We start from the raw sequence: 19,662 nt of genomic DNA on the forward strand, positions 1-19,662 counted from the left end.
CGTTGTGTGGAACATCGCGTACCTTGGTGCCTGTCGCCGGGTTCGGACCCGTTCGGGTCGGGTCCGAATCCCGGCGACTTCAAGCTTAGGAACCCGGTCGATGCGGGCGCATCGGTAGGCACTACCTAATTCGCGCGGGAGTTCTCCGCAGGCGCTTTCGCCGCGGCGGCTCCGTGCTGGCGGATCAGTGCCGGCGGATCGGTGCCGGCGACTCGCAGGGTCAGGCGCCGGGGGCGGGCAGCCGGACCGGCAGGAACGCCGTCAGGTCGGCGCGCGAGCCCGAGGCACTGACGCGCGACTGCGCGACCGCCTCGGCCCAGGTCAGCTCGCCGGACGCGAGGGCGAGCCACGTTGTGGCGTCCGTCTCGACCACGTTCGGCGGTGTGCCACGGGTGTGTCGGGGTCCGGGCACGGCCTGGACGGCGGCGAACGGCGGCACCCGTACCTCGACGCTGTTGCCCGGAACCTCGTCCGCCAGGCACTGCAACGTCCACCGAACCGCGGTCGCGACGGCCGGTCGGGCCGTCTCCCCACGACGCACCGCGGCCAGTGCCGCGCGCCCGTCGGCGTCCTCGATCCTCCTGGGTGGCATCTCCACAGGCTAGCCCTCGCATCGCGGGCGGCGAGTCGGGCTGGGTAGGGTGATCGGGTGCGAATCCTCGTCCTCGGTTCCGGTGCCCGCGAGCACGCGATCATCACGGCCCTCCTCGCTGAGCATGCGGGTCACGTCATCACGGCAGCGCCCGGCAACGCCGGCATCGCCGCCGACGTCGAGACCGTCTCCCTCGACCCCACCAACGGTGCGCTCGTCGCGGAGTACGCGATCGAGAACGACGTCGAGCTCGTCGTCGTGGGCCCCGAGGCCCCGCTCATCGCCGGCGTGGCCGACCCGGTGCGCTCCCGCGGCATCCCGGTGTTCGGGCCGGGCAAGGCCGCCGCGCAGCTCGAGGGCTCGAAGGCGTTCGCCAAGCGGATCATGGGCGAGGCCGGTGTGCCCACGGGGCGCCCGGTCTACGCCGGCACGGCGGACGAAGCCGTCGCCGCGATCGACGAGCTCGGCGCCCCGTACGTGGTCAAGGCCGACGGGCTCGCCGCCGGCAAGGGCGTGCTCGTGACCGACGACCGCCAGGCCGCGATCGACCACGCCACCTACTGGCTCCAGCACGGGCACGTCGTGGTCGAGGAGTTCCTCGACGGCGAAGAGGTCTCGTTGTTCTTCCTGAGCGACGGGCACGACGTCCGTGCGCTCAGCCCGGCGCAGGACTACAAGCGCCTTGCCGACGGCGACCTCGGACCGAACACGGGCGGCATGGGCGCGTACTCGCCGCTGCCGTGGCTCGCCGACCGCTGGCCGTCCGAGCAGGCCTTCGTCGACGAGGTCACCGAGCTCGTCGCGCTGCCGACCGTCCGCCGCCTCGAGCACGAGGGCACGCCGTTCGTCGGGCTCCTGTACTGCGGCCTCATCGTCACCGAGCAGGGCGTCCGCGTGATCGAGTTCAACGCGCGCTTCGGTGACCCGGAGACGCAGGTCGTGCTCCCCCGCCTGGCGACCCCGCTCAGCGAACTCCTGCTGGCCGCCGCCACCGGGCAGCTCGGTGCCGTGCCCGCACCCGTGTTCCGCGACGAGGTCGCCGTGACCGTCGTCCTGGCGAGCGAGGGCTACCCGGAGAACCCGCAGACCGGCCGACCGATCACCGGCATCGACGACGCGAACGCCCGCGACGGCGTCTCGGTCGCGCACGCCGCAACCGGCGTCCTCGACGACACGCTCGTCGCCACGGGTGGCCGGGTGCTCAGCGTCGTCGCGACCGGGTCGGACTTCGCCCAGGCCCGCGAGCGCGCCTACGCCGGGCTCGGCGACATCACGCTCGAGGGCGCGCAGTTCCGCACCGACATCGCCGCGAAGGTCGCGAAGTGACCGCCCCTGCGCCGATCGCCGGCTGGCGCCACGTCTCGTCCGGCAAGGTCCGCGAGCTCTACGTGCCCGAGGGCACCGCCGACCTGGCGAGTGCGTCCGAGCTGCTGCTCGTCGCCTCGGACCGGGTCAGCGCGTACGACTTCGCGCTCGAGCCGCCGATCCCGGGCAAGGGCGAGCTGCTGACCCGCCTGTCGCGGTTCTGGTTCACCCAGCTGAGCGACGTCCCGAACCACATCATCGGTCCGTCCTCCGGTGGCACCCCCGTGCCGGCCGAGGTCGAGGCACGGTCGATGCACGTCATGCCGCTCACGATGTTCCCCGTCGAGTGCGTCGTGCGCGGGTACCTGGTCGGCAGCGGCTGGGCCGAGTACCAGGAGACCGGCAGCGTGTGCGGCGTCGCGCTCCCCGCGGGCCTGTCCAACGGTGACCGCCTGCCGGAACCGATCTACACGCCGGCGTACAAGGCGGCCCAGGGCGAGCACGACGAGAACATCTCGTACGAGCAGACCGTCGACTTGGTCGGTGCCGAGACCGCGGCCACCCTGCGCGAGCTCTCGCTGCACGTCTACACCGAGGCCGCGGCCATCGCCCTCGAGCGGGACGTCGTCATCGCCGACACCAAGTTCGAGTTCGGGCAGGACGCCACCGGCCGGATCCGCATCGCCGACGAGGTCCTGACGAGCGACTCCAGCCGCTACTGGGACGCCCGCTCCGCCGACCGCACCGACTCGTTCGACAAGCAGATCGTGCGGGACTGGCTCAGCGCGCACTGGGACCGCCAGGGCACGCCGCCGGTGCTCCCGGACGAGATCGTCGAGCGCACGGCTGCGCGCTACGCCGAGCTGATCGAGCGCCTCGGCGCCTGACGCCGCGCCCGGCCGGCGCGTGGTGTGGCGTGGCGTGGCCCGGACGGTCACGACACCCCGCTCACGTCCGTCGGGCGGTCACGAACCGTCGGTCGATGCCCCGCCAACCGACGGTTCGTGACCACCCGGCGGCCCACCCACGACACGTCGCGACCACTCGCCGCGTGAGGCCCGTCGCCGGCCGAATGGTCACGACACCCCGCTCAGGTCCGGCGAACGGTCACGAACCGTCGCCCGAGGCCCCGCCAACAGACAGTTCGCGACCACCCGGCGGCCCACCCACGACACGTCGCGACCACTCGACCGGCGACGACTCGCCGCGCGACCGCCGACGAGCCGGACAGTTCTCGACCGGTCAGGCCTCGCGCGCCACCACGACGACGGTCAGGTCGTCGCCCGGGTCGTGCTCGGCGACACGTGCGCGCACCCGCTGCAGGAACGTCTCGACGTCCGGGGACTCCCGGTACAGGGACCCCAGCTCGGACAGCGCCGCGAGCGTGGAGTCCCAGAGCTCGAGCGCGCCGTCGGTCACGACGATGAGCACGTCACCGGGCCGGAGCACGAGCGACCCGGCCGCGCGGGGCATCCCGGCGGGGTGCAGCCCGATCGGCAGGTCCGACGACCGCAGGATCCGCTCGGCACCGTCGTCACGGAGCTGGAGCACGAGCCCGTGGCCGGCGTCGGCGAAGTCGAGTCGCCCGGTCGACGGGGTCAGCCGGCCGTGGAACATCGTCGCGAAGGACTCGGCACGGCTGAGCTCGGGGGCGACCTGCGCCTCGAGTTCGGCGACGGCGGTGCCCGGGTCCTGGTCGCCGCGGGCGAGCAGGCCTCCGCGGATGTTCGCGGCGAGGAGCCCGGCGGACATCCCCTTGCCCATGACGTCCGACACGGTCAGGTGGATCGAGTCCTCGCCGGAGCGGTGCCAGTCGTGGAAGTCACCGGAGACGAGCCCGTGCGGTATCGACATCCCCGTGATCCGGTAGCCGGGCACCTGCACCTCGGTCGGCTGCAGGCCGTTGAGCACGGTGCGCAGGCGGTCCTCGTCGGCTCCGGCGAGCAGTTCGCGCTCCGCCCAGATGCCGAGTTCCTGCAGCAGTTCGAGTTCGTCGGCGTCGAGGGTGCGCGGCTCGGGGTCGATCAGGCAGAGGGTGCCGACCTTCAGGTCGTCGTCGCCGGCACGGAGCCCGACACCGGCGTAGAACCGGACGTTGGGGTCGCCGAGCACCATCGGCAGGTCCGCGTACCGCGCGTCCTCGCGGGCATCCGGGACGACCACGGGCCCCTGCTCGCCCAGGGTCCGGCCGCAGAAGGTGTCCTGCAGCGGGATGATCGGCCCGAAGGCGGCGTCACTCTGCTGCGACTTGATCGTCAGCGTGGTCTCGCCGGCCAGGTTGAGGAACGAGCCGGAGACCCCGAGGGCCTCGCGCGCGATGCGGGTGATCCGTTCGAACCGTTCCTCGACGCCACCGTCGACCACGTCGAGTGCCGCGATCAGGGCCGCTCGCCGGACGGCATCGGCCCCGGTCGGCGCGGGCACGGACATCGCGGTTTCCGGCTGCATGCTCCCACGGTAACGCGCTGAACGGACAGGGCCTGGCCCCAGTCCGGAGGGCGCAGATCGTCGGGCGCGTCGGCGTACCCTGGTCGTCGTGCTCCGAGTCGTCCCCGCAACCGTCCTCGGCGTGGCCGCGCTCCTGGCCCTCGCCGGCTGTGGCGCCCACGACTCCACCGGCCAGGTGTCGGTCACGGTGTCGTCGAACGCCGCCGACCACCCGTACGAGGTCAAGGTGTTCGCCTCGACCGGCAAGCTCTCCGAGCACCAGCGGGTGTTCCCGGGCGGCACGGCCGACTTCGCGGGCGTCCCCCTCGGCAAGGTCACGGTCCGCGCCGGCGACCTCTGCCCGCAGACGACCAAGGTGTCCGACGGCACGGTCGCGACGGTGACCCTCACCACGACCGGCTGCTGACACCGGCCGCTGACACCACCCGTCACCACGACGACGGGCTGCCGACCCCCTCCGCGACCAGGTGCTCCACCCGCGGCTCACCCGCGACCTCGCGCACCGCCTGCAGGGTCCGCGCGTCGTCCCCGGTCTGCCGGACCTCGTGCTGGTCGACGTGCTCCTGCCACGACCCCACCCGGAACGCCTCGACCCAGGCGTCCGGCCCGGTCGCGGCGTCGCGGTAGAGGTTCCAGTCACGGGCACCGGTCCGCCGGCGGCTCCGCCCGAGCCGCTCGGCGCGCGCCCGGAACTCGTCGACCGCGTCCGCCGGGACCGTCCAATGCAGCAGCACGAGGGTCTCCCCCGTCGCCGCGCCGTGGTCGTCCGCCACGAACACCTCGTCCCCGAACGGCATCGGCGTCACGGCGCGCTGCCGGTCGGTGAGCACCGGGAACCCGGACACGAGCAGCGCTGCGGCGCTGAGCGCGGTGAGGACACCGGCCCCGGCGAGCGCCCCCGTCACCCCGAGCGGCGTGGCGACCGCGCCGGCGAGCGCCGCGCCGATCGCGGTGCAGCCGAACAGCACGAGCTGGTAGGCGGCGAGCCCGCGGGTCCGGACCCAGGCGGGCAGGAACGCCTGCACGGTGCCGTTCAGCGTCGTCACCACGGCGATCCAGGCCACCCCGCCGACCAGCAGCGCGACGAGCACGACCGCCAGCACGGGGACGAGCGCGACGACCGTGGTGCAGACGCCGAACACCACCGAGGCGATGCCGACCGTGCGGCCGATGCCGAGCCGCGCACGGACCGCCGGCATCAGGAACGCCCCGCCGACGGACCCGATGCCGACGGCGGCGAGCAGCAGCCCGTACCCGCCGGAGGACAGGCCGAGCGAGCCGTCGGCGACGAGCGGCAGGAGTGCCCACAGCGCGTTCGCGGGCACCATGAAGACGGCGAGCTGCACGAGCAGCCGGCGGACGACCGCCGCGTGCAGGACGTACCGCAGCCCGGCGCGGGTGGCGTCGATGAACGGTTCGGCCCGCGTCTCGGGGCGCTGGTAGCCGCGCCAGGCGACGAGCACCACCAGGAAGAGCGCGAACGACAGCGCGTTGGCGGCGAACACGAACGGCACGCCGAGCTGCGCGATCACCACCCCGGCGAGCGCCGGTCCGATCGCCCGGGCGACGTTGACGCCGACGGAGCTGAGCGCCGCGGCGTCGGTGATCGCGGCGCGCGGCACGATCTCGGGCACGAGCGCCTGGTACGCGGGCAGCTGGAGCGCCGAGGCGGTACCGAGCAAGAACGTGACGGTGAGCAGGAGCGCCGGGGTCATGTCGCCGGTCGCGGTGAGCACGGTCATCACGACGCCGACGACCACCTGGAACGCCTGCACGCCGATGAGCAACCGCCGCCGGTCCACGAACTCGCCGATCACCCCGGCGGGGATCCCGACGAGCAGCACCGGCAGGCTCGACGCGGTCTGCACGAGGGCGACGACGACGGGTGCGGCGTGCTCGTCGACGAGCAGCCACTGCGCGCCGACGGTCTGCATCCAGCTGCCGATGTTGCTCACCAGCACCGCGATCCACAGGGCGCGGAAGACCGGGATCGCGAGCGGCGCCAGGGCGCCGCCGCGGGGTGCTGGGGTGGTGCGTTCCGTGGTCACGTCGCCTCCTGGGGTGGGACGGGGACATCCTGGAGGCGCGGTGCGCGCCGGGCGCACGCCGCGCCTCCAGGGATGGTCGGGTCAGGCGGCGGCGTCGGTCGCGCTGGTCGCGGCGAGGGCGCGCTCGATGACGTCGGCGACGTCCTTCGGGTGGGTCTGCATGACGAGGTGCGGGGCGGCGAGCTCGGTCACGTCGGTGATGCCGGCGCGGGAGTAGCCGAAGCGCTCGACCTCGGGGTTGATGGTGTGGTCGTCGGACGAGACGATCGCCCATGCGGGGGTGGTCTTCCACGCAGCGGCGGAGGCCGGTTCGCCGAAGGCGGCACCGGACAGCGGGCGCTGCGAGACGGCGAGCAGCTCGGCGACGCGCGGGTCGACCCCGGCGGCGAAGACCTGCGGGAACGCGTCGATCGCGACGGAGACGTCGGTGCCGTCCTCGGCGCCGGCGACCGGGTACGGCGTGTACACCAGGTTCGCGGCGAGGTCCGAGTCGGGGAACCCGCCCTGCAGCTGCCCGAGGCTCTCGCCGACCTCGAGCACGTAGCCGGAGACGTAGACGAGTCCGACGACGTTCTCGGCCTCGCCGGCGACGGTGATCACGGCCCCGCCGTACGAGTGACCGGCGAGGACGACCGGCCCGTCGACGTGCTCGGCGACGGCGCGGATCGAGGCGGCGTCCTCGGCGAGGCTCCGGTTGTAGACCGGCGGGACGAGGACGGTGTGGCCGCGGTCGAGCAGCTCGCGGGTGACGGGTGCCCAGCTGGCGGAGTCGGCGAACGCGCCGTGGACGAGGACGATGGTGGGTGCAGCCATGTGCGGGTCTCCTTCGTGACGAACGTCTGGGGTGGTGCGGGGACCGGGCGGTCTCGGCGTCGTCACGCTACGGCTGGGGGTGCTGCGTCGTCGTGTCCCTGTCGTTGCCCGTCACCCCCGACGACAGCCCGTGCCGGCGGCTCCGGGTGCGGCGCACGGTGCCCTCCGACAGTCGGACACACCGTGCCGGGGTCCCCCTGCGGGGCGGAGGCACCGCGACGGGGTCCCCGCCGGGGCCCCCTTCTCCCCCCTGCTCCACGGCCCGGCCGGTTAGCGTGATCGCATGGAACACGAGGACGGCACGACGACGACGTCGGCCCAGGACTTCGTGGACGCGCTCGCCGAACCGGTCGTGGTCTTCGACCGCCACCTGGACGTCGTGGCGGCGAACCGGCTCGCCGGTGCCCTGTCCGCGTCCCTCACCGTCGGCACGAACCTGGCGCGGTTCACCTTCCTGAACCCCTGGGTCGAGGACTCGGTGGACGGCTGGGAGGCCGAGGCGCACCGCACCGCCGCGATGCTCCGGGACTCGCTGGACGAGCACGACGCCGACGACCGGTTCCAGGAGCTCCTGGGCGAGCTGATGGCCCGGAGCACGACGTTCGCGACCGAGTGGGCCGGCGGAGCGGTCCGGCCGACTCGCCGCGGGGAGTCGGCGTTCGAGAACCCGCTCGTGGGCCGGATCGACCTGCGGTGGGAGCAGCTGCGCCGGCTGGAGGACCCCGAGCACGTGCTCGTGGTGTGGACGGCGGCGGACGACGAGTCCGCCGCTCGGCTCACGACGCTCCGGGGGCTGCTCGACGAGGGCGCGACGACCGCCTGACCGGGAGCGCAGCGACCGCCGCGGCTGCGACGCCCGCTGCGAGCGCCTGGCTAGCCCACCGCGGTCTCGCCCGCGACCGGCTGCCGGCGCGCGGTGCCCTGCTGCACCTGCGCGGCGAGGTACGCGACGGCCGCGGCTGCGGGGGTGCCGGGGTCGGCCCAGAAGGTCACGAGCACGTGCGAGCTGCCCGGGATCGCAAGGTTCTGCCAGCGGAACTCGACCCAGCCGATCGGGTCGATCCAGTGCCGCGAGACCCCGGTGCGCTGCACGGCGACGTCGTGCCGCGCCCAGATGCGGGCGAAGTCCGGGTCCTGCAGGGTCAGGGTGCCGACGATCTCCTGCAGCCGGGGGTCCTCGGGCTCGGCGTGCAGCCGGAGCGCGGCGACGACCCGGTGCGCGGTGGGGTCCCAGTCGGCCGCGTGCTGCCGGGACGCCTCGGAGAACATCTGCAGGACGAGGTTCGCGCCCGGCTCCATGTACCCGGGGCCGAGTGCGCTCGCCAGGGCGTTGGACAGGATGATGTCCTGGTTGCGGTCCATCACGAACGCCGGGGTGTGCGACCACTGCGCGAGCAGCGACCGGACCGAGTCGTCGAGTCCCGGCGGCACGACCCCCTCGGGGCGGCGGCGTTCGGCGTGTGCGAGGCGGCTCAGGTAGTCGACCGCCTCGTGGTCGAGCCGCAGGGCCCGGCCGAGCGCCACGAGCACCTGGTCGGACGGCTGGTGGTCGCGGCCGCGTTCGAGCCGCAGGTAGTACTCGGGGCTGATGCCCGCGAGCCGCGCAACCTCTTCACGGCGCAGGCCGTCCACTCGTCGTCCGGGCTCGCGAGTGAGGCCGACGTCCTCGGGCTGGACGAGTGCCCGACGGGCGCGGAGGTACTGCCCCAGTTCGGACCGTCGCGCATCCACGCGAGCAGGATAGCCGGAATCCGCAAAGAACGCGAGAACTACCGTTCTCCGGGTGTGCCGCTCCGCGCGATGGTCTGGTGCGGCTGCTCCCCGAACCGCTCCCGGTAGTACGCCGCGAACCGCCCGAGGTGGGTGAACCGCCACCGCCGCGCGACCTCGCTGACGAGCAGCGCGCGGGAACCCGGCCGCCCCAGCTCCAGGTGCACCCGGTCGAGCCGGACCTCGCGCAGGTACTGCATGGGGGTGACGCCGAGACGACGGCGGAACAGGTCCTGCAGGCCGCGCTCGCTCAGGTCGCAGGCCGCTGCGACGTCCGCCACGGTCAGCGTCCGGTCGGCGTGGTCGTGCACGAAGCCGATCGCCCGCCGCATCCGGTCCGCGACGTCCGATCGCGACCGGGCGAAGGTCGACAGGACGACGGTCGCGATCCGCCGGTTCAGGGCCGCTCGGTCGTCGGCGGGCAGGGCCGGGTCGAGGATGCGCCCGGAGGCCTCGCGCAGGAGTGCCCGCAGCGGCTCGAGTGCGGGATCGGCCGCGTCCGGCTGCCCGAACACCGAGGACTCCCCCGTGTCGCCGAGCAGCGACGGCGACAGGTGCAGCAGCGTCGTGGCGGTCGCGTCGGTCTCGAAGCCGTACGCGACGGACGCCGAGAGCATCATCGGGCGCTCGGCACCGACCTCCCAGTGCTCGCCGTCGTCGGCGGTCAGGCTGGCCCGGCCGTCGGCGAGCCAGAACACGACGTGGTCGGGGCGCGGACCGATCGTCCCCGACCGCTTGCCCGGTGTCGCGATCCGGTGGATCGACAGGTCGTCGTCCCCGCCGGTCTCGTAGCCGAAGCCCTCGTCGTCCGCGGTCACGGCGTCGGGACCCGGTCCCACTCGTCGCCGTACCGGGACAGCACCGACCACCTCGAGATCGGCCACGTGGTCACGAAGGCCCGCCCCACGACGTCGTCGACCGGCACGGTGCCGTGCACGCGCGAGTCGGCGGAGTCGTACCGGTTGTCGCCCATCACCCAGATGCGCCCCTTCGGCACGGTGATCTCGAAGTCCTTCCCGGCGACACGGTCCGACCCGCGTTCGAGCACGACGTAAGGCTCGTCCACCGCGTGCCCGTTCACCGACAGGCGGCCCTGGGCGTCGCAGCACGACACCGTGTCACCCGGCAGGCCGATGACCCGCTTGATCAGGTCGTCGCCCTGGCCCATGCCGAGCCAGCCACCCGGGTCCTGGAACACCACGACGTCACCGCGCTGCAGCGGGACGACCCCGGGCACGAGCTCGTTGACGAGCACCCGGTCCCCGATGAGCAGCGTGTTCTGCATCGAGCCCGAGGGGATGGAGAACGCGCGGACCAGGTACGCCTTGACCAGGAAGGACGCCAGCAGCGCCACGACGACGATGATGACGAGGTCGCGCAGGAACCGCAGCCCGCCGCGTTTCGGCTCGCTGTCGGGGGCGGGTTCGGAGTGAGGTTCGGCGTGGGCGTGCGTGTCACTCAATGCGTCAACACCACCTTGACGACACCGATCACGAACGCCACCGCGGCCAGCACGATCCCGCCCCACAGCCCGAGGAACGTGGGCTGCTTCCCGCTGAACCGCTGCATGAACACGCCCACCAGCCCGATGCGCACGACCAGGATCACCGTCGCCGCGATCTGTGCCCACTCCGCCGGCAGCCACCCGATCCAGGCCGCCGCGTAGAGGACCGCCGGGATCAGCCCGGAGGTCGCGATCGGGTTGGCGTTCCGGATGATCGTCGCGACCGAGTCGCGGCGCGCAGCGCGGTCCGCAGCGGATTCCTCGCCGTCGTCGCCGAGTCCGTGCGCGACCAGGTGCGCGAGCACGTGCGCCAGGTACGTCAGCACCGCGGTCGCCAGGACGGTCGCCACCGCGGCGCCGTGGTGGATCTGCTCCGGGTTCACCGCGATCGCGACGGCGAGCACCGTGATGTTGCCGTAGATGTACGACGACATCCGGTCGCGGACGTGCTCGAGCGGCAGGTCGCGGGGGTCCGGGCGACCGCCGCGGGGTCCGCGCCCCGGTCGGGAGGGCCGTCGTGTGCGTGGCATCCGTCCATCTTGGCCCCCGCGGTCGGCCGTCCGCCGACAGGACACCGGGTGCGATGGTCACACGGGTGGCCGGTTCCGGCAGACTGGGTCCCGATCGGTGCGACGGAGCGCCGGACAGGAGGCACGCATGACGTCCGCACGACCACTCGCCCTGGTGACCGGCGTGGGCCGCAGAGCCGGCATCGGCGCAGCGCTCGCCACCCGGCTGGCGACCGACGGCTGGGACCTCGCCATCTCGTGGTGGGGCCCCTACGACGACCGCGTGAGCGGCGGGGCGGACCCGGACGGGGTCGAGTCGGTGGTGCAGGAGTGCGAGGCGGCGGGAGCACGGGTGACGCGCCTCCCGGTCGACCTGGAGGACCCGGAGCAGGCGGCCGCACTCGTCGGCCGCGCCGAGGCGGAAGCCGGCGCCCCGGTCACCGCCCTCGTCATGTCGCACTGCGAGTCCGTCGACTCCGACTTCCGCACCACGACCGTCGAGTCGTGGGACCGCCACTTCGCCGTGAACGCCCGCGCACCGTTCCTGCTCGTGCAGGCCTACGCGGCCGGGCTCGAGCTCGCCGGGGACGCCGCACCGCGCGGCCGCCGCCGGATCGTCGCCCTGACGAGCGACCACATCGCGTACAACCTGCCGTACGGGGCGTCGAAGGGCGCGCTCGACCGGATCGTGTTCGGCGCCGCGAAGGAGCTCGGCAGCCTCGGTGTCAGCGCCAACGTGGTGAACCCGGGCCCGAACGACACCGGCTGGATGTCCGACGAGGTCAAGGGGTGGGCCGTCGAGGGCACCCCGCTCGGTCGGCTGGGACGCCCGTCGGACACCGCCGCGCTCGTCGGGTTCCTCTGCTCGGAGCAGGGCGCCTGGGTGAACGGGCAGCTGCTGAAGTCGGACGGCGGGATCTCGAACAGCGCCTGACCTGTCGGCCCCTCGCGACCCGCTCGTCAGCCGCGACCGGGCGCGGTCACCTCGATGCGGTTCGCCCACGGGTCCTCGAACGCGACCGTCCGGCCGTCGTCCGCGGTCTGCACCCCGGTGTCGTGCATGCGTGCGACGAGGGCACCGAGGTCGTCCGACCCGGGCACCTCGATCCGCACGAGTCCGAGCCCGAGCGCGAGCTGGCGGCGCCCGGCCCCACGTGAGTTCCAGGTGTTCATCGCCATGTGGTGGTGGTAGCCGCCGGCGCTGACGAACAGAGCCTCGCCGAAGCCGGCGGTGGTCTCGAAGCCGAGGGTGTCCACGTAGAAGGAGCGCGCGGCGTCGACGTCGCCGACGGACAGGTGCACGTGGCCGACCTTGCCCGGGCGTGCCGCGGCGGCGTCCAGGGCGTCCTGCGTCAGGTGCTCCTGCAGGAACGCGTTCGGGTCGACGTACTTCGTGTCCATGTCGACCATGCCGTGCGTCCACGACCACTCGGTGCGGTCGCGGTCCCAGTACAGCTCGACGCCGTTGCCCTCGGGATCGGTGAAGTAGAACGCGTTGCTCACCAAGTGGTCGGCGCTGCCGGTGAAGGTCTGCGGGAACTTCGTCGCGACCGAGTACAGCGCGGCGGCCAGGTCGGCCCTCGTGTCGAACAGGACCGCGGTGTGGAACAGGCCGGCGTCGTGCGGGCCGGCGTGCTGCATGGACGGCGCGTGCTCGAGGATCACGATCGGCACCGCCAGGCCACCGGCGCCCGGTCGCCCGAGGACAGCGACGCCGCCCTCGTTCGAGAGCAGCGAGAGCTGGACGCCGTCGCGGTAGTAGCCGATCATCCGGTCGAGGTTCGCGACGCGGAGGGTGACGGCACCCATCCCGGTGTCGGCGGCGAGGAGGTCCTGCGTGTGCATGGCACCAGTGTGCGCCCATTTAGTTGATGCGTCAACCAAATGAGTGTCGGTCGCCTGCGCCAGAGCGACAGATCCACGCAATCCCGGCGCGAGGCACCCGCCAACGCGACAGATCGCTGCGAACGGTTCGCGGCGATCTGTCGCTTTGGCGCACGGGGGCGCACAGCGGACGGGGCGCGCAGGCGACGGGAGGCCCGGCGCGCGTCCGCCCCGCCGGCCGCGGTCAGCGGGAGCGGAAGTAGCGGTGCAGCGCGCGCTCGCGGATCACGGCCGCGGCGAGCGCCCCACCGAGCAGCGCGCCCACGAGCCCGAGGGACGCGATCGCGATTGCCTCGCGCACGATCGGCAGCGCGTCGTCGACGTCGAGGCCACGCACCGACACCACCGCGACGCTCGTCGCGACCACCGCCCCGACCGATGCCCAGACCAGGTGCTGCAGGACGACGCCGAGGACCTGCGCACTCCGCGGTACCCCGACGTGCCGATCGGAGGCCAGGGCGAGCCGACGCCGTGCGACCGCTGCCCCGCCGATCGTCAGCCCCACGAGGGCCGCTGCACCGAACGGGACGAGGACTGGCTGCCGCGCCGCGGGGGTGAAGACCGCGCCCAGCGTCGGGTTGAGCTGCCCGGCGGTCGGTCGGTCCTCGCCCTCGGCCCCGCTCGCCGGCAAGACGGTGCGCCGGAGCATCGAGACCGTGTCGTCGCGCTGCGGCCACACCGTCGCCCAGCAGGCGTCGAACGGCGACCCGTCGTCGACCGTCGGCGCGAGGACCGAGTACTCCAGGTCGGGGTCCCGGCCGTCGTCGGGGTAGTCGTACACGCCGGCGACTCCGGTGCCCGCGCCGCCCACCGTCACGAGGCGATCGCCGGCAGCAAGGCCCAGGGTCTCGTGCACCGCGGGCGAGACGATCACTCCCGCGGTGCCGTCGGCATCGGAGCCGCCGAGCAGACCACGCACCCCGGCGGTCACCTCGTAGGTCGGGATCGCCGAGCCCGGCAGCGCGGCGGGGACGACCCCGGCGTCGAGGCGCCGGAACGCACCGGACGCGATGACCCCTTCGGTGTCCACGAGCGCATCGCACACGCGGCCGTCGATCCGGCCCTCGGCCCGCTGGACGGTCGTCGCCGCACCGCTCGCGACGAACACCGCAGCCGCTCGGACGTCACCGGCGACCGCTCCGGCGCGCATGCCCACGACGCCGCTGAGCAGCACCGCGAGGACGACAGCGGCCGTGGCTGCCCACGAGGCTCCGGAATCGATGTCGCGCCACGCCTCCCGCCAGACCTCGGTCACCTGCATCCGGCGAGGGCTCATCGGTACCGCCCGAGATCGAGCACCCCGTCGCAGGCGTCACGGGTCGCGTCGTCGTGCGTGGCGACGACGACGACCGTCCCCGACGCGGCGAGCGCACCGATCCCACGGTTCACCTCGATCGCGGTCGCCCGGTCGAGTTGCGCCGTCGGCTCGTCGACCAGCATCAGACCCGGCGCGCTGGCGATGGCGCGCGCGAGCATCAGGCGTTGCGCCTCACCACCGGACAGCTCGGCGAACCGCGCGTGCGCCCGCGAACCGAGCCCGAAGCGCTCGAGGACCCCGAACGCGCGGACGTCCGCGGTCCGACGATCCGCGCCCTGGGCGACGAACGGCAGCGCGACGTGGTCGAGCACGCGGCGGCGGGCCACCCCGTACGGGTTCTGGAAGACCCAGAGCGGCCGACAGCCCGGCGGACGGACGGCGGCACCGCGCGTCGGACGGAGCATCCCGGCGAGGATCGCGAGCAGCGTGGACTTGCCGGAACCGCTCGGCCCGACGACCGCGGTAACGGTCCCCTCGGCGAAGGTGCGGTCGACGCGGTCGAACAGCACGGTGCCGTTCGACCAGACGTGTCCGACGCCCTCGAGCGTCACCGACACGAGCTGGACCGGTCCGGCACGGCACGGATCCGGTCGAGCGTTCGTCCGCCGGGCACCCGGACGAACGCCTGCCCGAGTTCCGACCCGAGGACCTCGACCCGGAGCGGCCGCCCCGTCGTCGGTTGCACGCACGCCCGGTCACCTTCGAGGTCCCAGAGGGCCGTCGGTGGCACCACCTGGACGGTTCGTGGGCGACTGAGCGTCCACGTCGCGGCCACCGTCGGTGCGCCGTCCGCCGAAGCGACCGTCGCCGCGTACTCCGGCAGGGCGGTGATCGCAGCGAGGTCCGTCGGCGCGGAGACCACCCCTTCGGTGTCGATCGGGACGTCGGCGTTCCCGATCCGCAGCACGCGCTCCCCCGGCGCCGGATCGACCGGGAGCGCCTCGATGCGTGCACCGCGGAGTTCGGCCGGGAGTTCGACGAGGACACCGTCGGCGCCGACCGCTGCCCCGACGACAGCCACGCACGCCAGGACGGCGTTCTCGGCGGCTGGCACCCATGCGAACGGGTCCCGCAGTACGACGTCGTCGGGCAGGTCGTCGCGGTCGACGCCTCGGTCGACCAGGAACTGCTGCGCAGCACGGAGTGTGCCCCGACCGAGGATGCCGTCGATGCTCAATCCAGCACCGAGTCGCGTGAGTTCCCGCTGCAACCCCCTGACGTCGGCCCCGCGGTCGCCGAGCTCGAGGTCGCGCCACAGCGGCTCGTCACTGGCAAGTGCGAGCACCGGCTGTCCGTCTACCCGCGCGAGGACGTCCCCGCTCCGCACGGGTGCCCCGGTCGAGCACGTCGATGTCGTCACCGTGCCGCTCCGCGACGTCACGACCGCCCGTGGGGCACCGGTGTCGAGTGCGAGCTGCACCTGTCGTTCATCGGCATCGGTGCGCTCGGTCACCCGGACGGTGCTCGCGGGGGCAGCCGTCCGGAGTGCGGCCGGGACCTCGGCCGGCACAGCGACGACGATGACTGCGGCCGTCGCCGCTGCGACCACCATCGCGCCGAGCGCCAGGAGTGCGGCAGACGGGAAGCGCATCACTGCCGCCAGAGCGCGAGCGGATCAAGGGCGCACTGCTTCGCCTGCTCGCCCATCGAGTCGAACGGGAAGGCGTCGGCGTCCTGGTCCTTCCGCCACTGTTCCTCGGTGTAGTCCCTTCCGACGAGGCCGGCCTTCCGCAGACACGGAACGGTGATCTTCGCATCGTCCAGCTTGCCGGGGTTCCTGCGCGTCTCCTCGAACAGGAACGTGATGCTCTGGTCGAACTTCGACTCGCACGCTTCGAGGATCTTGTTGGTCCTCCCGATGTCGTTGCTCGGCGACTCGCCCACCGTGCTTCCCACTTCGAACCCGCCGTCGGCGAAGTAGGAGATCGTGAGCTCCGAATCGCGGAGACACGTGTCGACCTTCGCGTGAGCGTCCTCGAGTTCCTGGGTCGTGACGCGACCGTCACTGAGTACCCCGCGTTCGTACGCAGACTCGCTGTCGTCGAATGCGGACACAAAGTCGGCCGCCCACGGGCCTGCCGAGACGGAAGGAGCCGGTGAGGAGCCCGCTCCTCCCGCACCACTGCAGCCAGACGCACCAAGAGTGAGAGCGACCGCGACGCACAGTGCGACGCGGCCACTCGTCCCGCCGGACACTCAGCTGCGCGCGGTCATGCCGTACGACACGACGTTCGCCCAACACGCGGTCTGCTGCGACCACTTCCCTCGGGTGACCCACTTGCCGTACCGCGGATCCTTGTTCTTGATGGCGTCCCAGTGCCGCGCGCTCGAGCAGGAGTTGTTCTTGCCCTTCCAGATCGAGACAGACCCGTAGCACGCAGCACTCGCCTCCGGCGCCGTCACGGTGTCGACCGCGATCCCACCGCCCACGACACTCCCCAGCACGACCGCACCCAGTACGACGTTCTTGATCGACATCGATCTCCCCTTTCGTTGTGACACCATTCAGATGTCACCGTTAACGTATTACCGGACGGGGCAAGAATGCAACGACCACCACCACATCCGTGCAGGATGGACCCGTGACTGACGACATCCGGTGGGAGGTGGTCGAGGAGAGCACACTGTCGCTCCCCGACCACGAAGCGATCGCAGCGCTGCTCGGGCAGGCCTTCCCCGACTGGTCGCACTGGTACGTGGGCGGCCGGAGCTGGTCCGGCATGCAGCCGGAACGCCGGGTGCTCGCGCACGACGCCGACGGGGTCGTCCTGGCCCACGTCGGCATCCGCCGCATGTACATCTCCGTCGGCGGCGAAGACGTCCTGGTCGGCGACACCGGCCTGGTCGCCGTGTCGCCCCGACTGCAGGGCACCGGCGTCGGCCGTGAGCTGATGACCCGGACCGCGGCGGTCCTCGAGGGACTCCGCGTGCCCTTCGGGTTCCTCGGCGCGGGCGAGGACCGGATCCCCTTCTACGCGAAGCTCGGCTGGCACGAGTTCCCCGAGGCTGTCGGCACCTTCTCGGCGTTCACCGCCGAGGGCGCGGGCGTCAGCAACACCGAGCAGGGCGGCTGGATGGCGCTGCCGGTGGCAGCGCAGCTCGAGGACTGGCCCGCTGGCCCGATCTGGCTCAACGGCCAGCAGGTCTAGACGCAACGACCAACGGACGGGAGGCCCGGTACCAGCTGGTACCGGGCCTCCCGTCCGTCAGGTCGTCAAGTGGGGCTTACGCCTCGACCGCGACCTTCTCCGGGTCCTCGTTGGAGCCCGGCGCGCTCGGCGCGACCGCGGCGCGCACGCGCGCACCCAGGTCGGCGTCGACGTTCGTCCAGTAGGCGAACACGCGCTCGCGCAGGTCGTCGCGCGTCACCTTCGAGACGTGACCGGCGATGTTGCCGACCAGGCGCTCACGGGCGGCGTCGTCCAGGACCTCGCGGACGAGCGTGCCGGCCTGGCCGAAGTCGTCGTCCTCCGGGTGCAGGGTCGCGGCGGAACGCTGCAGCGCACCGTCGGACTCCCAGCCCGGGGCGTCGTCGGTCGCGTTCGGGTCGGCGTGCGCACCGCCGAGCGAGTTCGGCGTGTACACCGGCACCTCGGACTTCTGGAAGTCGAAGCGCATGCCGCCGTCCTTCGAGTACGAGTGGACCTCGTTCTTCGGGGCGTTCACCGGCAGCTGGGCGTGGTTCGTGCCGACGCGGTACCGGTGTGCGTCCGCGTAGCTGAAGATGCGCGCCAGGAGCATCTTGTCGGGGCTCGCCGCGATGCCGGGCACGAAGTTCGAGGGGGCGAAGGTCGCCTGCTCGATCTGCGCGAAGTAGTTCTCCGGGTTGCGGTTGAGCTCCATCGTGCCGACCTCGATGAGCGGGTAGTCCGCGTGCGGCCACACCTTCGTCAGGTCGAACGGGTTGAAGCGGTAGGTCGCGGCGTCCTCGTAGGGCATGACCTGCACCTTGAGGGTCCAGCGCGGGAAGTCCTGACGCTCGATCGCGGCGTGCAGATCACGGATGTGGAAGTCCGCGTCCTCACCGGCGATGCGGTCGGCGTCCTCCTGCGTCAGGGTCTTGTGGCCCTGCTCGGTGATGAAGTGGTACTTCACCCAGAAGCGCTCACCCTCGGCGTTGATCCACTGGTAGGTGTGCGAGCCGAAGCCGTCCATCTCGCGCCAGCTCGCCGGCAGGCCGCGGTCGCCCATCAGCCACGTGACCTGGTGCGCCGACTCGGGCGACAGCGTCCAGAAGTCCCACTGCATGTCGTGGTCGCGCAGGTGCGAACCCGGCAGGCGCTTCTGCGAGCGGATGAAGTCGGGGAACTTGATGCCGTCACGGATGAAGAACACCGGGGTGTTGTTGCCGACGAGGTCGTAGTTGCCCTCTTCGGTGTAGAACTTCAGCGCGAAGCCGCGGGGGTCGCGCCAGGTGTCCGGGGAGCCCTGCTCACCAGCGACGGAGGAGAAGCGGGCCAGCATCTCGGTCTGCTTGCCCGGCTGCAGGAACGCGGCACGGGTGAAGCGCGAGACGTCCTGCGTGACGGTGAAGGTACCGAAGGCGCCGCCGCCCTTGGCGTGCACGACCCGCTCCGGGACACGCTCGCGGTTGAACTGGGCGAGCTTCTCGACCAGGTAGTGGTCGTGCAGCGCGAGGGGGCCGTCGGCCCCGACGCCCATCGAGTGCTCGTCGCTCGAGACGGGGGCGCCGCTGTTGGTCGTGGTGGTCGGGGTGCCGGTCGGCGTGTTCTGGTCGGACACGGTTCCTCCTGGAGGTGGGACGTTGGTTCGGTCAGGGGTGCTCGGGTGGTTCGGGGTCCGGCGCGTCGTGCGGCCGGTGCGGTGGGCGGTCGCCGTCAGGCGGGCGTGGGGGCTCCGGGGGCCTGCGCGTTCGCGCCGGGCGCGTCTGGGTGATCGCGCTCTGCGTCGTCGTGTTCCGCGTCGTCGCGCTCTGCCGCTGCACAGCGTTCGCAGATGCCCCAGTAGGTGACCTCGGCGGTGGTGACCGCGAAGCCGTGGGTCTCGGACGGGGTCAGGCAGGGCGAGTGGCCGACCGCACAGTCGACGTCCTCGATCGCGCCGCACAGGGTGCAGACGATGTGGTGGTGGTTGTCACCGGTGCGGCGCTCGTACCGCGCAGGGCTACCGGCCGGTTCGATGCGGCGGACGAGCCCGACGCCGGTCAGGGCGTTCAGCACGCCGTAGACGGCCTGGTGACTGGTGGTCGGCAGCTCCACGGCGAGCGCGGTGACGATGTCGTCCGCGGTGGCGTGCGGCATCGAGTCGGTCGCTCGGAGCACCGCGAGTCGCGGGGTCGTGACCCGGAGCCCCGAGGAACGGAGCAGATCGGCGTCGGCGTCCATGCTGAGCCTTTCTTTTGCAGGAATCAAGACAACGCGTTCACTGTACACGAGCTTCTGCTGCCGACCAGCGAGGACCCACATGCCGCTACCGGAATACGAAGTGTCACGATCCGGTCGCGATCAGCT

At 72.4% G+C, this 19,662-nt stretch carries 22 protein-coding genes; 6 read left to right on the forward strand and 16 right to left on the reverse strand.

What is annotated here, in order from left to right; genetic code table 11:
* Positions 1-220: 220 nt before the first annotated feature.
* A complete protein-coding gene (locus DEJ01_RS00265) occupies positions 221-592 on the reverse strand; it encodes a sterol carrier family protein (protein ID WP_071248502.1) in 372 nt (123 codons plus the stop codon).
* Between the two features lie 57 nt (positions 593-649).
* Between DEJ01_RS00265 and purD the strand changes: the two genes are divergently transcribed.
* On the forward strand, positions 650-1,918 hold the full coding sequence (purD, locus tag DEJ01_RS00270; protein WP_111091879.1) for a phosphoribosylamine--glycine ligase: 1,269 nt from the start codon (positions 650-652) through the stop codon (positions 1,916-1,918).
* Positions 1,915-2,784 (forward strand): phosphoribosylaminoimidazolesuccinocarboxamide synthase, encoded by an 870-nt coding sequence (locus tag DEJ01_RS00275; RefSeq protein ID WP_071248348.1) that lies wholly within the window; start codon positions 1,915-1,917, stop codon positions 2,782-2,784. The genes purD and DEJ01_RS00275 overlap by 4 nt, the downstream gene beginning before the upstream one ends.
* A gap of 355 nt (positions 2,785-3,139) precedes the next feature.
* Here DEJ01_RS00275 and DEJ01_RS00280 read toward each other — a convergent pair whose 3' ends face one another.
* Positions 3,140-4,345, reverse strand: coding sequence for a PP2C family protein-serine/threonine phosphatase (locus tag DEJ01_RS00280; RefSeq protein WP_111091880.1), 1,206 nt, complete (start codon positions 4,343-4,345; stop codon positions 3,140-3,142).
* An 88-nt stretch (positions 4,346-4,433) separates the two neighbouring features.
* Here DEJ01_RS00280 and DEJ01_RS00285 point away from each other — a divergent pair, with 88 nt between their 5' ends.
* Positions 4,434-4,751 (forward strand): hypothetical protein, encoded by a 318-nt coding sequence (locus DEJ01_RS00285; RefSeq protein ID WP_071405843.1) that lies wholly within the window; start codon positions 4,434-4,436, stop codon positions 4,749-4,751.
* 22 nt (positions 4,752-4,773) lie between these two features.
* Here DEJ01_RS00285 and DEJ01_RS00290 read toward each other — a convergent pair whose 3' ends face one another.
* Positions 4,774-6,393: an MFS transporter gene (locus tag DEJ01_RS00290; protein ID WP_181438310.1), complete on the reverse strand. Its 1,620-nt coding sequence runs from the start codon at positions 6,391-6,393 to the stop codon at positions 4,774-4,776.
* Positions 6,394-6,474: 81 nt separating this feature from the next.
* Positions 6,475-7,206 (reverse strand): alpha/beta fold hydrolase, encoded by a 732-nt coding sequence (locus DEJ01_RS00295; protein ID WP_111091882.1) that lies wholly within the window; start codon positions 7,204-7,206, stop codon positions 6,475-6,477.
* 283 nt (positions 7,207-7,489) lie between these two features.
* Between DEJ01_RS00295 and DEJ01_RS00300 the strand changes: the two genes are divergently transcribed.
* On the forward strand, positions 7,490-8,029 hold the full coding sequence (locus DEJ01_RS00300; protein WP_111029819.1) for a hypothetical protein: 540 nt from the start codon (positions 7,490-7,492) through the stop codon (positions 8,027-8,029).
* Positions 8,030-8,079: 50 nt separating this feature from the next.
* On the opposite strand, the gene DEJ01_RS00305 is transcribed toward DEJ01_RS00300, so the two are convergent.
* The 4 genes from DEJ01_RS00305 to DEJ01_RS00320 are packed head-to-tail and all read right to left on the reverse strand — an operon-like array spanning position 8,080 to position 11,010.
* Positions 8,080-8,937 carry a helix-turn-helix domain-containing protein gene (locus DEJ01_RS00305; protein WP_181438311.1) on the reverse strand — a complete coding sequence of 286 codons (858 nt, stop codon included), beginning with the start codon at positions 8,935-8,937 and terminating at the stop codon, positions 8,080-8,082.
* Between the two features lie 38 nt (positions 8,938-8,975).
* A complete protein-coding gene (locus tag DEJ01_RS00310) occupies positions 8,976-9,815 on the reverse strand; it encodes a helix-turn-helix transcriptional regulator (protein ID WP_111091884.1) in 840 nt (279 codons plus the stop codon).
* On the reverse strand, positions 9,791-10,438 hold the full coding sequence (gene lepB, locus DEJ01_RS00315) for a signal peptidase I (protein ID WP_111091885.1): 648 nt from the start codon (positions 10,436-10,438) through the stop codon (positions 9,791-9,793). The genes DEJ01_RS00310 and lepB overlap by 25 nt, the downstream gene beginning before the upstream one ends.
* Entirely contained in the window at positions 10,435-11,010 is a 576-nt protein-coding gene (locus DEJ01_RS00320) for a hypothetical protein (protein WP_146247523.1), read from the reverse strand. Before DEJ01_RS00320 ends, lepB begins: the two co-directional genes overlap by 4 nt.
* A gap of 127 nt (positions 11,011-11,137) precedes the next feature.
* Between DEJ01_RS00320 and DEJ01_RS00325 the strand changes: the two genes are divergently transcribed.
* A complete protein-coding gene (locus DEJ01_RS00325) occupies positions 11,138-11,923 on the forward strand; it encodes an SDR family oxidoreductase (protein ID WP_111091887.1) in 786 nt (261 codons plus the stop codon).
* A gap of 26 nt (positions 11,924-11,949) precedes the next feature.
* Here DEJ01_RS00325 and DEJ01_RS00330 read toward each other — a convergent pair whose 3' ends face one another.
* From DEJ01_RS00330 to DEJ01_RS00355, 6 genes are all read right to left on the reverse strand, one after another.
* A complete protein-coding gene (locus DEJ01_RS00330) occupies positions 11,950-12,834 on the reverse strand; it encodes a VOC family protein (RefSeq protein WP_111091888.1) in 885 nt (294 codons plus the stop codon).
* A gap of 223 nt (positions 12,835-13,057) precedes the next feature.
* A complete protein-coding gene (locus tag DEJ01_RS00335) occupies positions 13,058-14,149 on the reverse strand; it encodes a hypothetical protein (RefSeq protein WP_146247524.1) in 1,092 nt (363 codons plus the stop codon).
* Positions 14,146-14,748, reverse strand: coding sequence for an ATP-binding cassette domain-containing protein (locus DEJ01_RS00340; RefSeq protein ID WP_111053800.1), 603 nt, complete (start codon positions 14,746-14,748; stop codon positions 14,146-14,148). The genes DEJ01_RS00335 and DEJ01_RS00340 overlap by 4 nt, the downstream gene beginning before the upstream one ends.
* On the reverse strand, positions 14,739-15,782 hold the full coding sequence (locus DEJ01_RS00345; RefSeq protein WP_111091890.1) for a peptidoglycan-binding protein: 1,044 nt from the start codon (positions 15,780-15,782) through the stop codon (positions 14,739-14,741). The genes DEJ01_RS00340 and DEJ01_RS00345 overlap by 10 nt, the downstream gene beginning before the upstream one ends.
* Positions 15,782-16,387, reverse strand: a complete 606-nt coding sequence (locus DEJ01_RS00350; RefSeq protein ID WP_146247525.1) for a hypothetical protein — start codon at positions 16,385-16,387, stop codon at positions 15,782-15,784. Before DEJ01_RS00350 ends, DEJ01_RS00345 begins: the two co-directional genes overlap by 1 nt.
* Entirely contained in the window at positions 16,388-16,669 is a 282-nt protein-coding gene (locus DEJ01_RS00355) for a hypothetical protein (protein ID WP_111091892.1), read from the reverse strand.
* A 104-nt stretch (positions 16,670-16,773) separates the two neighbouring features.
* On the opposite strand from DEJ01_RS00355, the gene DEJ01_RS00360 reads away from it, so the two are divergent.
* Entirely contained in the window at positions 16,774-17,340 is a 567-nt protein-coding gene (locus DEJ01_RS00360) for a GNAT family N-acetyltransferase (RefSeq protein ID WP_071405850.1), read from the forward strand.
* 76 nt (positions 17,341-17,416) lie between these two features.
* On the opposite strand, the gene DEJ01_RS00365 is transcribed toward DEJ01_RS00360, so the two are convergent.
* Positions 17,417-18,934 (reverse strand): catalase, encoded by a 1,518-nt coding sequence (locus DEJ01_RS00365; RefSeq protein WP_111091894.1) that lies wholly within the window; start codon positions 18,932-18,934, stop codon positions 17,417-17,419.
* 95 nt (positions 18,935-19,029) lie between these two features.
* The gene (locus DEJ01_RS00370; RefSeq protein ID WP_246552610.1) at positions 19,030-19,536 is read right to left on the reverse strand and encodes a Fur family transcriptional regulator; all 507 of its coding nucleotides are present in this window, start codon (positions 19,534-19,536) and stop codon (positions 19,030-19,032) included.
* Positions 19,537-19,662: the final 126 nt, after the last annotated feature.

The organism is Curtobacterium sp. MCLR17_040, assembly GCF_003234735.1.
Classification (GTDB): Bacteria; Actinomycetota; Actinomycetes; order Actinomycetales; family Microbacteriaceae; genus Curtobacterium; species Curtobacterium flaccumfaciens.

Excerpts from the sequence above, each read along its gene's own strand:
- DEJ01_RS00265 (WP_071248502.1), bottom strand. The coding sequence starts at position 592 with ATGCCACCCAGGAGGATCGAGGACGCCGACGGGCGCGCGGCACTGGCC.
- DEJ01_RS00280 (WP_111091880.1), bottom strand. The coding sequence starts at position 4,345 with ATGCAGCCGGAAACCGCGATGTCCGTGCCCGCGCCGACCGGGGCCGAT.
- DEJ01_RS00295 (WP_111091882.1), bottom strand. The coding sequence starts at position 7,206 with ATGGCTGCACCCACCATCGTCCTCGTCCACGGCGCGTTCGCCGACTCC.
- DEJ01_RS00300 (WP_111029819.1), top strand. The coding sequence starts at position 7,490 with ATGGAACACGAGGACGGCACGACGACGACGTCGGCCCAGGACTTCGTG.
- DEJ01_RS00320 (WP_146247523.1), bottom strand. The coding sequence starts at position 11,010 with ATGCCACGCACACGACGGCCCTCCCGACCGGGGCGCGGACCCCGCGGC.
- DEJ01_RS00325 (WP_111091887.1), top strand. The coding sequence starts at position 11,138 with ATGACGTCCGCACGACCACTCGCCCTGGTGACCGGCGTGGGCCGCAGA.
- DEJ01_RS00330 (WP_111091888.1), bottom strand. The coding sequence starts at position 12,834 with ATGCACACGCAGGACCTCCTCGCCGCCGACACCGGGATGGGTGCCGTC.
- DEJ01_RS00335 (WP_146247524.1), bottom strand. The coding sequence starts at position 14,149 with ATGAGCCCTCGCCGGATGCAGGTGACCGAGGTCTGGCGGGAGGCGTGG.
- DEJ01_RS00345 (WP_111091890.1), bottom strand. The coding sequence starts at position 15,782 with ATGCGCTTCCCGTCTGCCGCACTCCTGGCGCTCGGCGCGATGGTGGTC.
- DEJ01_RS00355 (WP_111091892.1), bottom strand. The coding sequence starts at position 16,669 with ATGTCGATCAAGAACGTCGTACTGGGTGCGGTCGTGCTGGGGAGTGTC.
- DEJ01_RS00370 (WP_246552610.1), bottom strand. The coding sequence starts at position 19,536 with ATGGACGCCGACGCCGATCTGCTCCGTTCCTCGGGGCTCCGGGTCACG.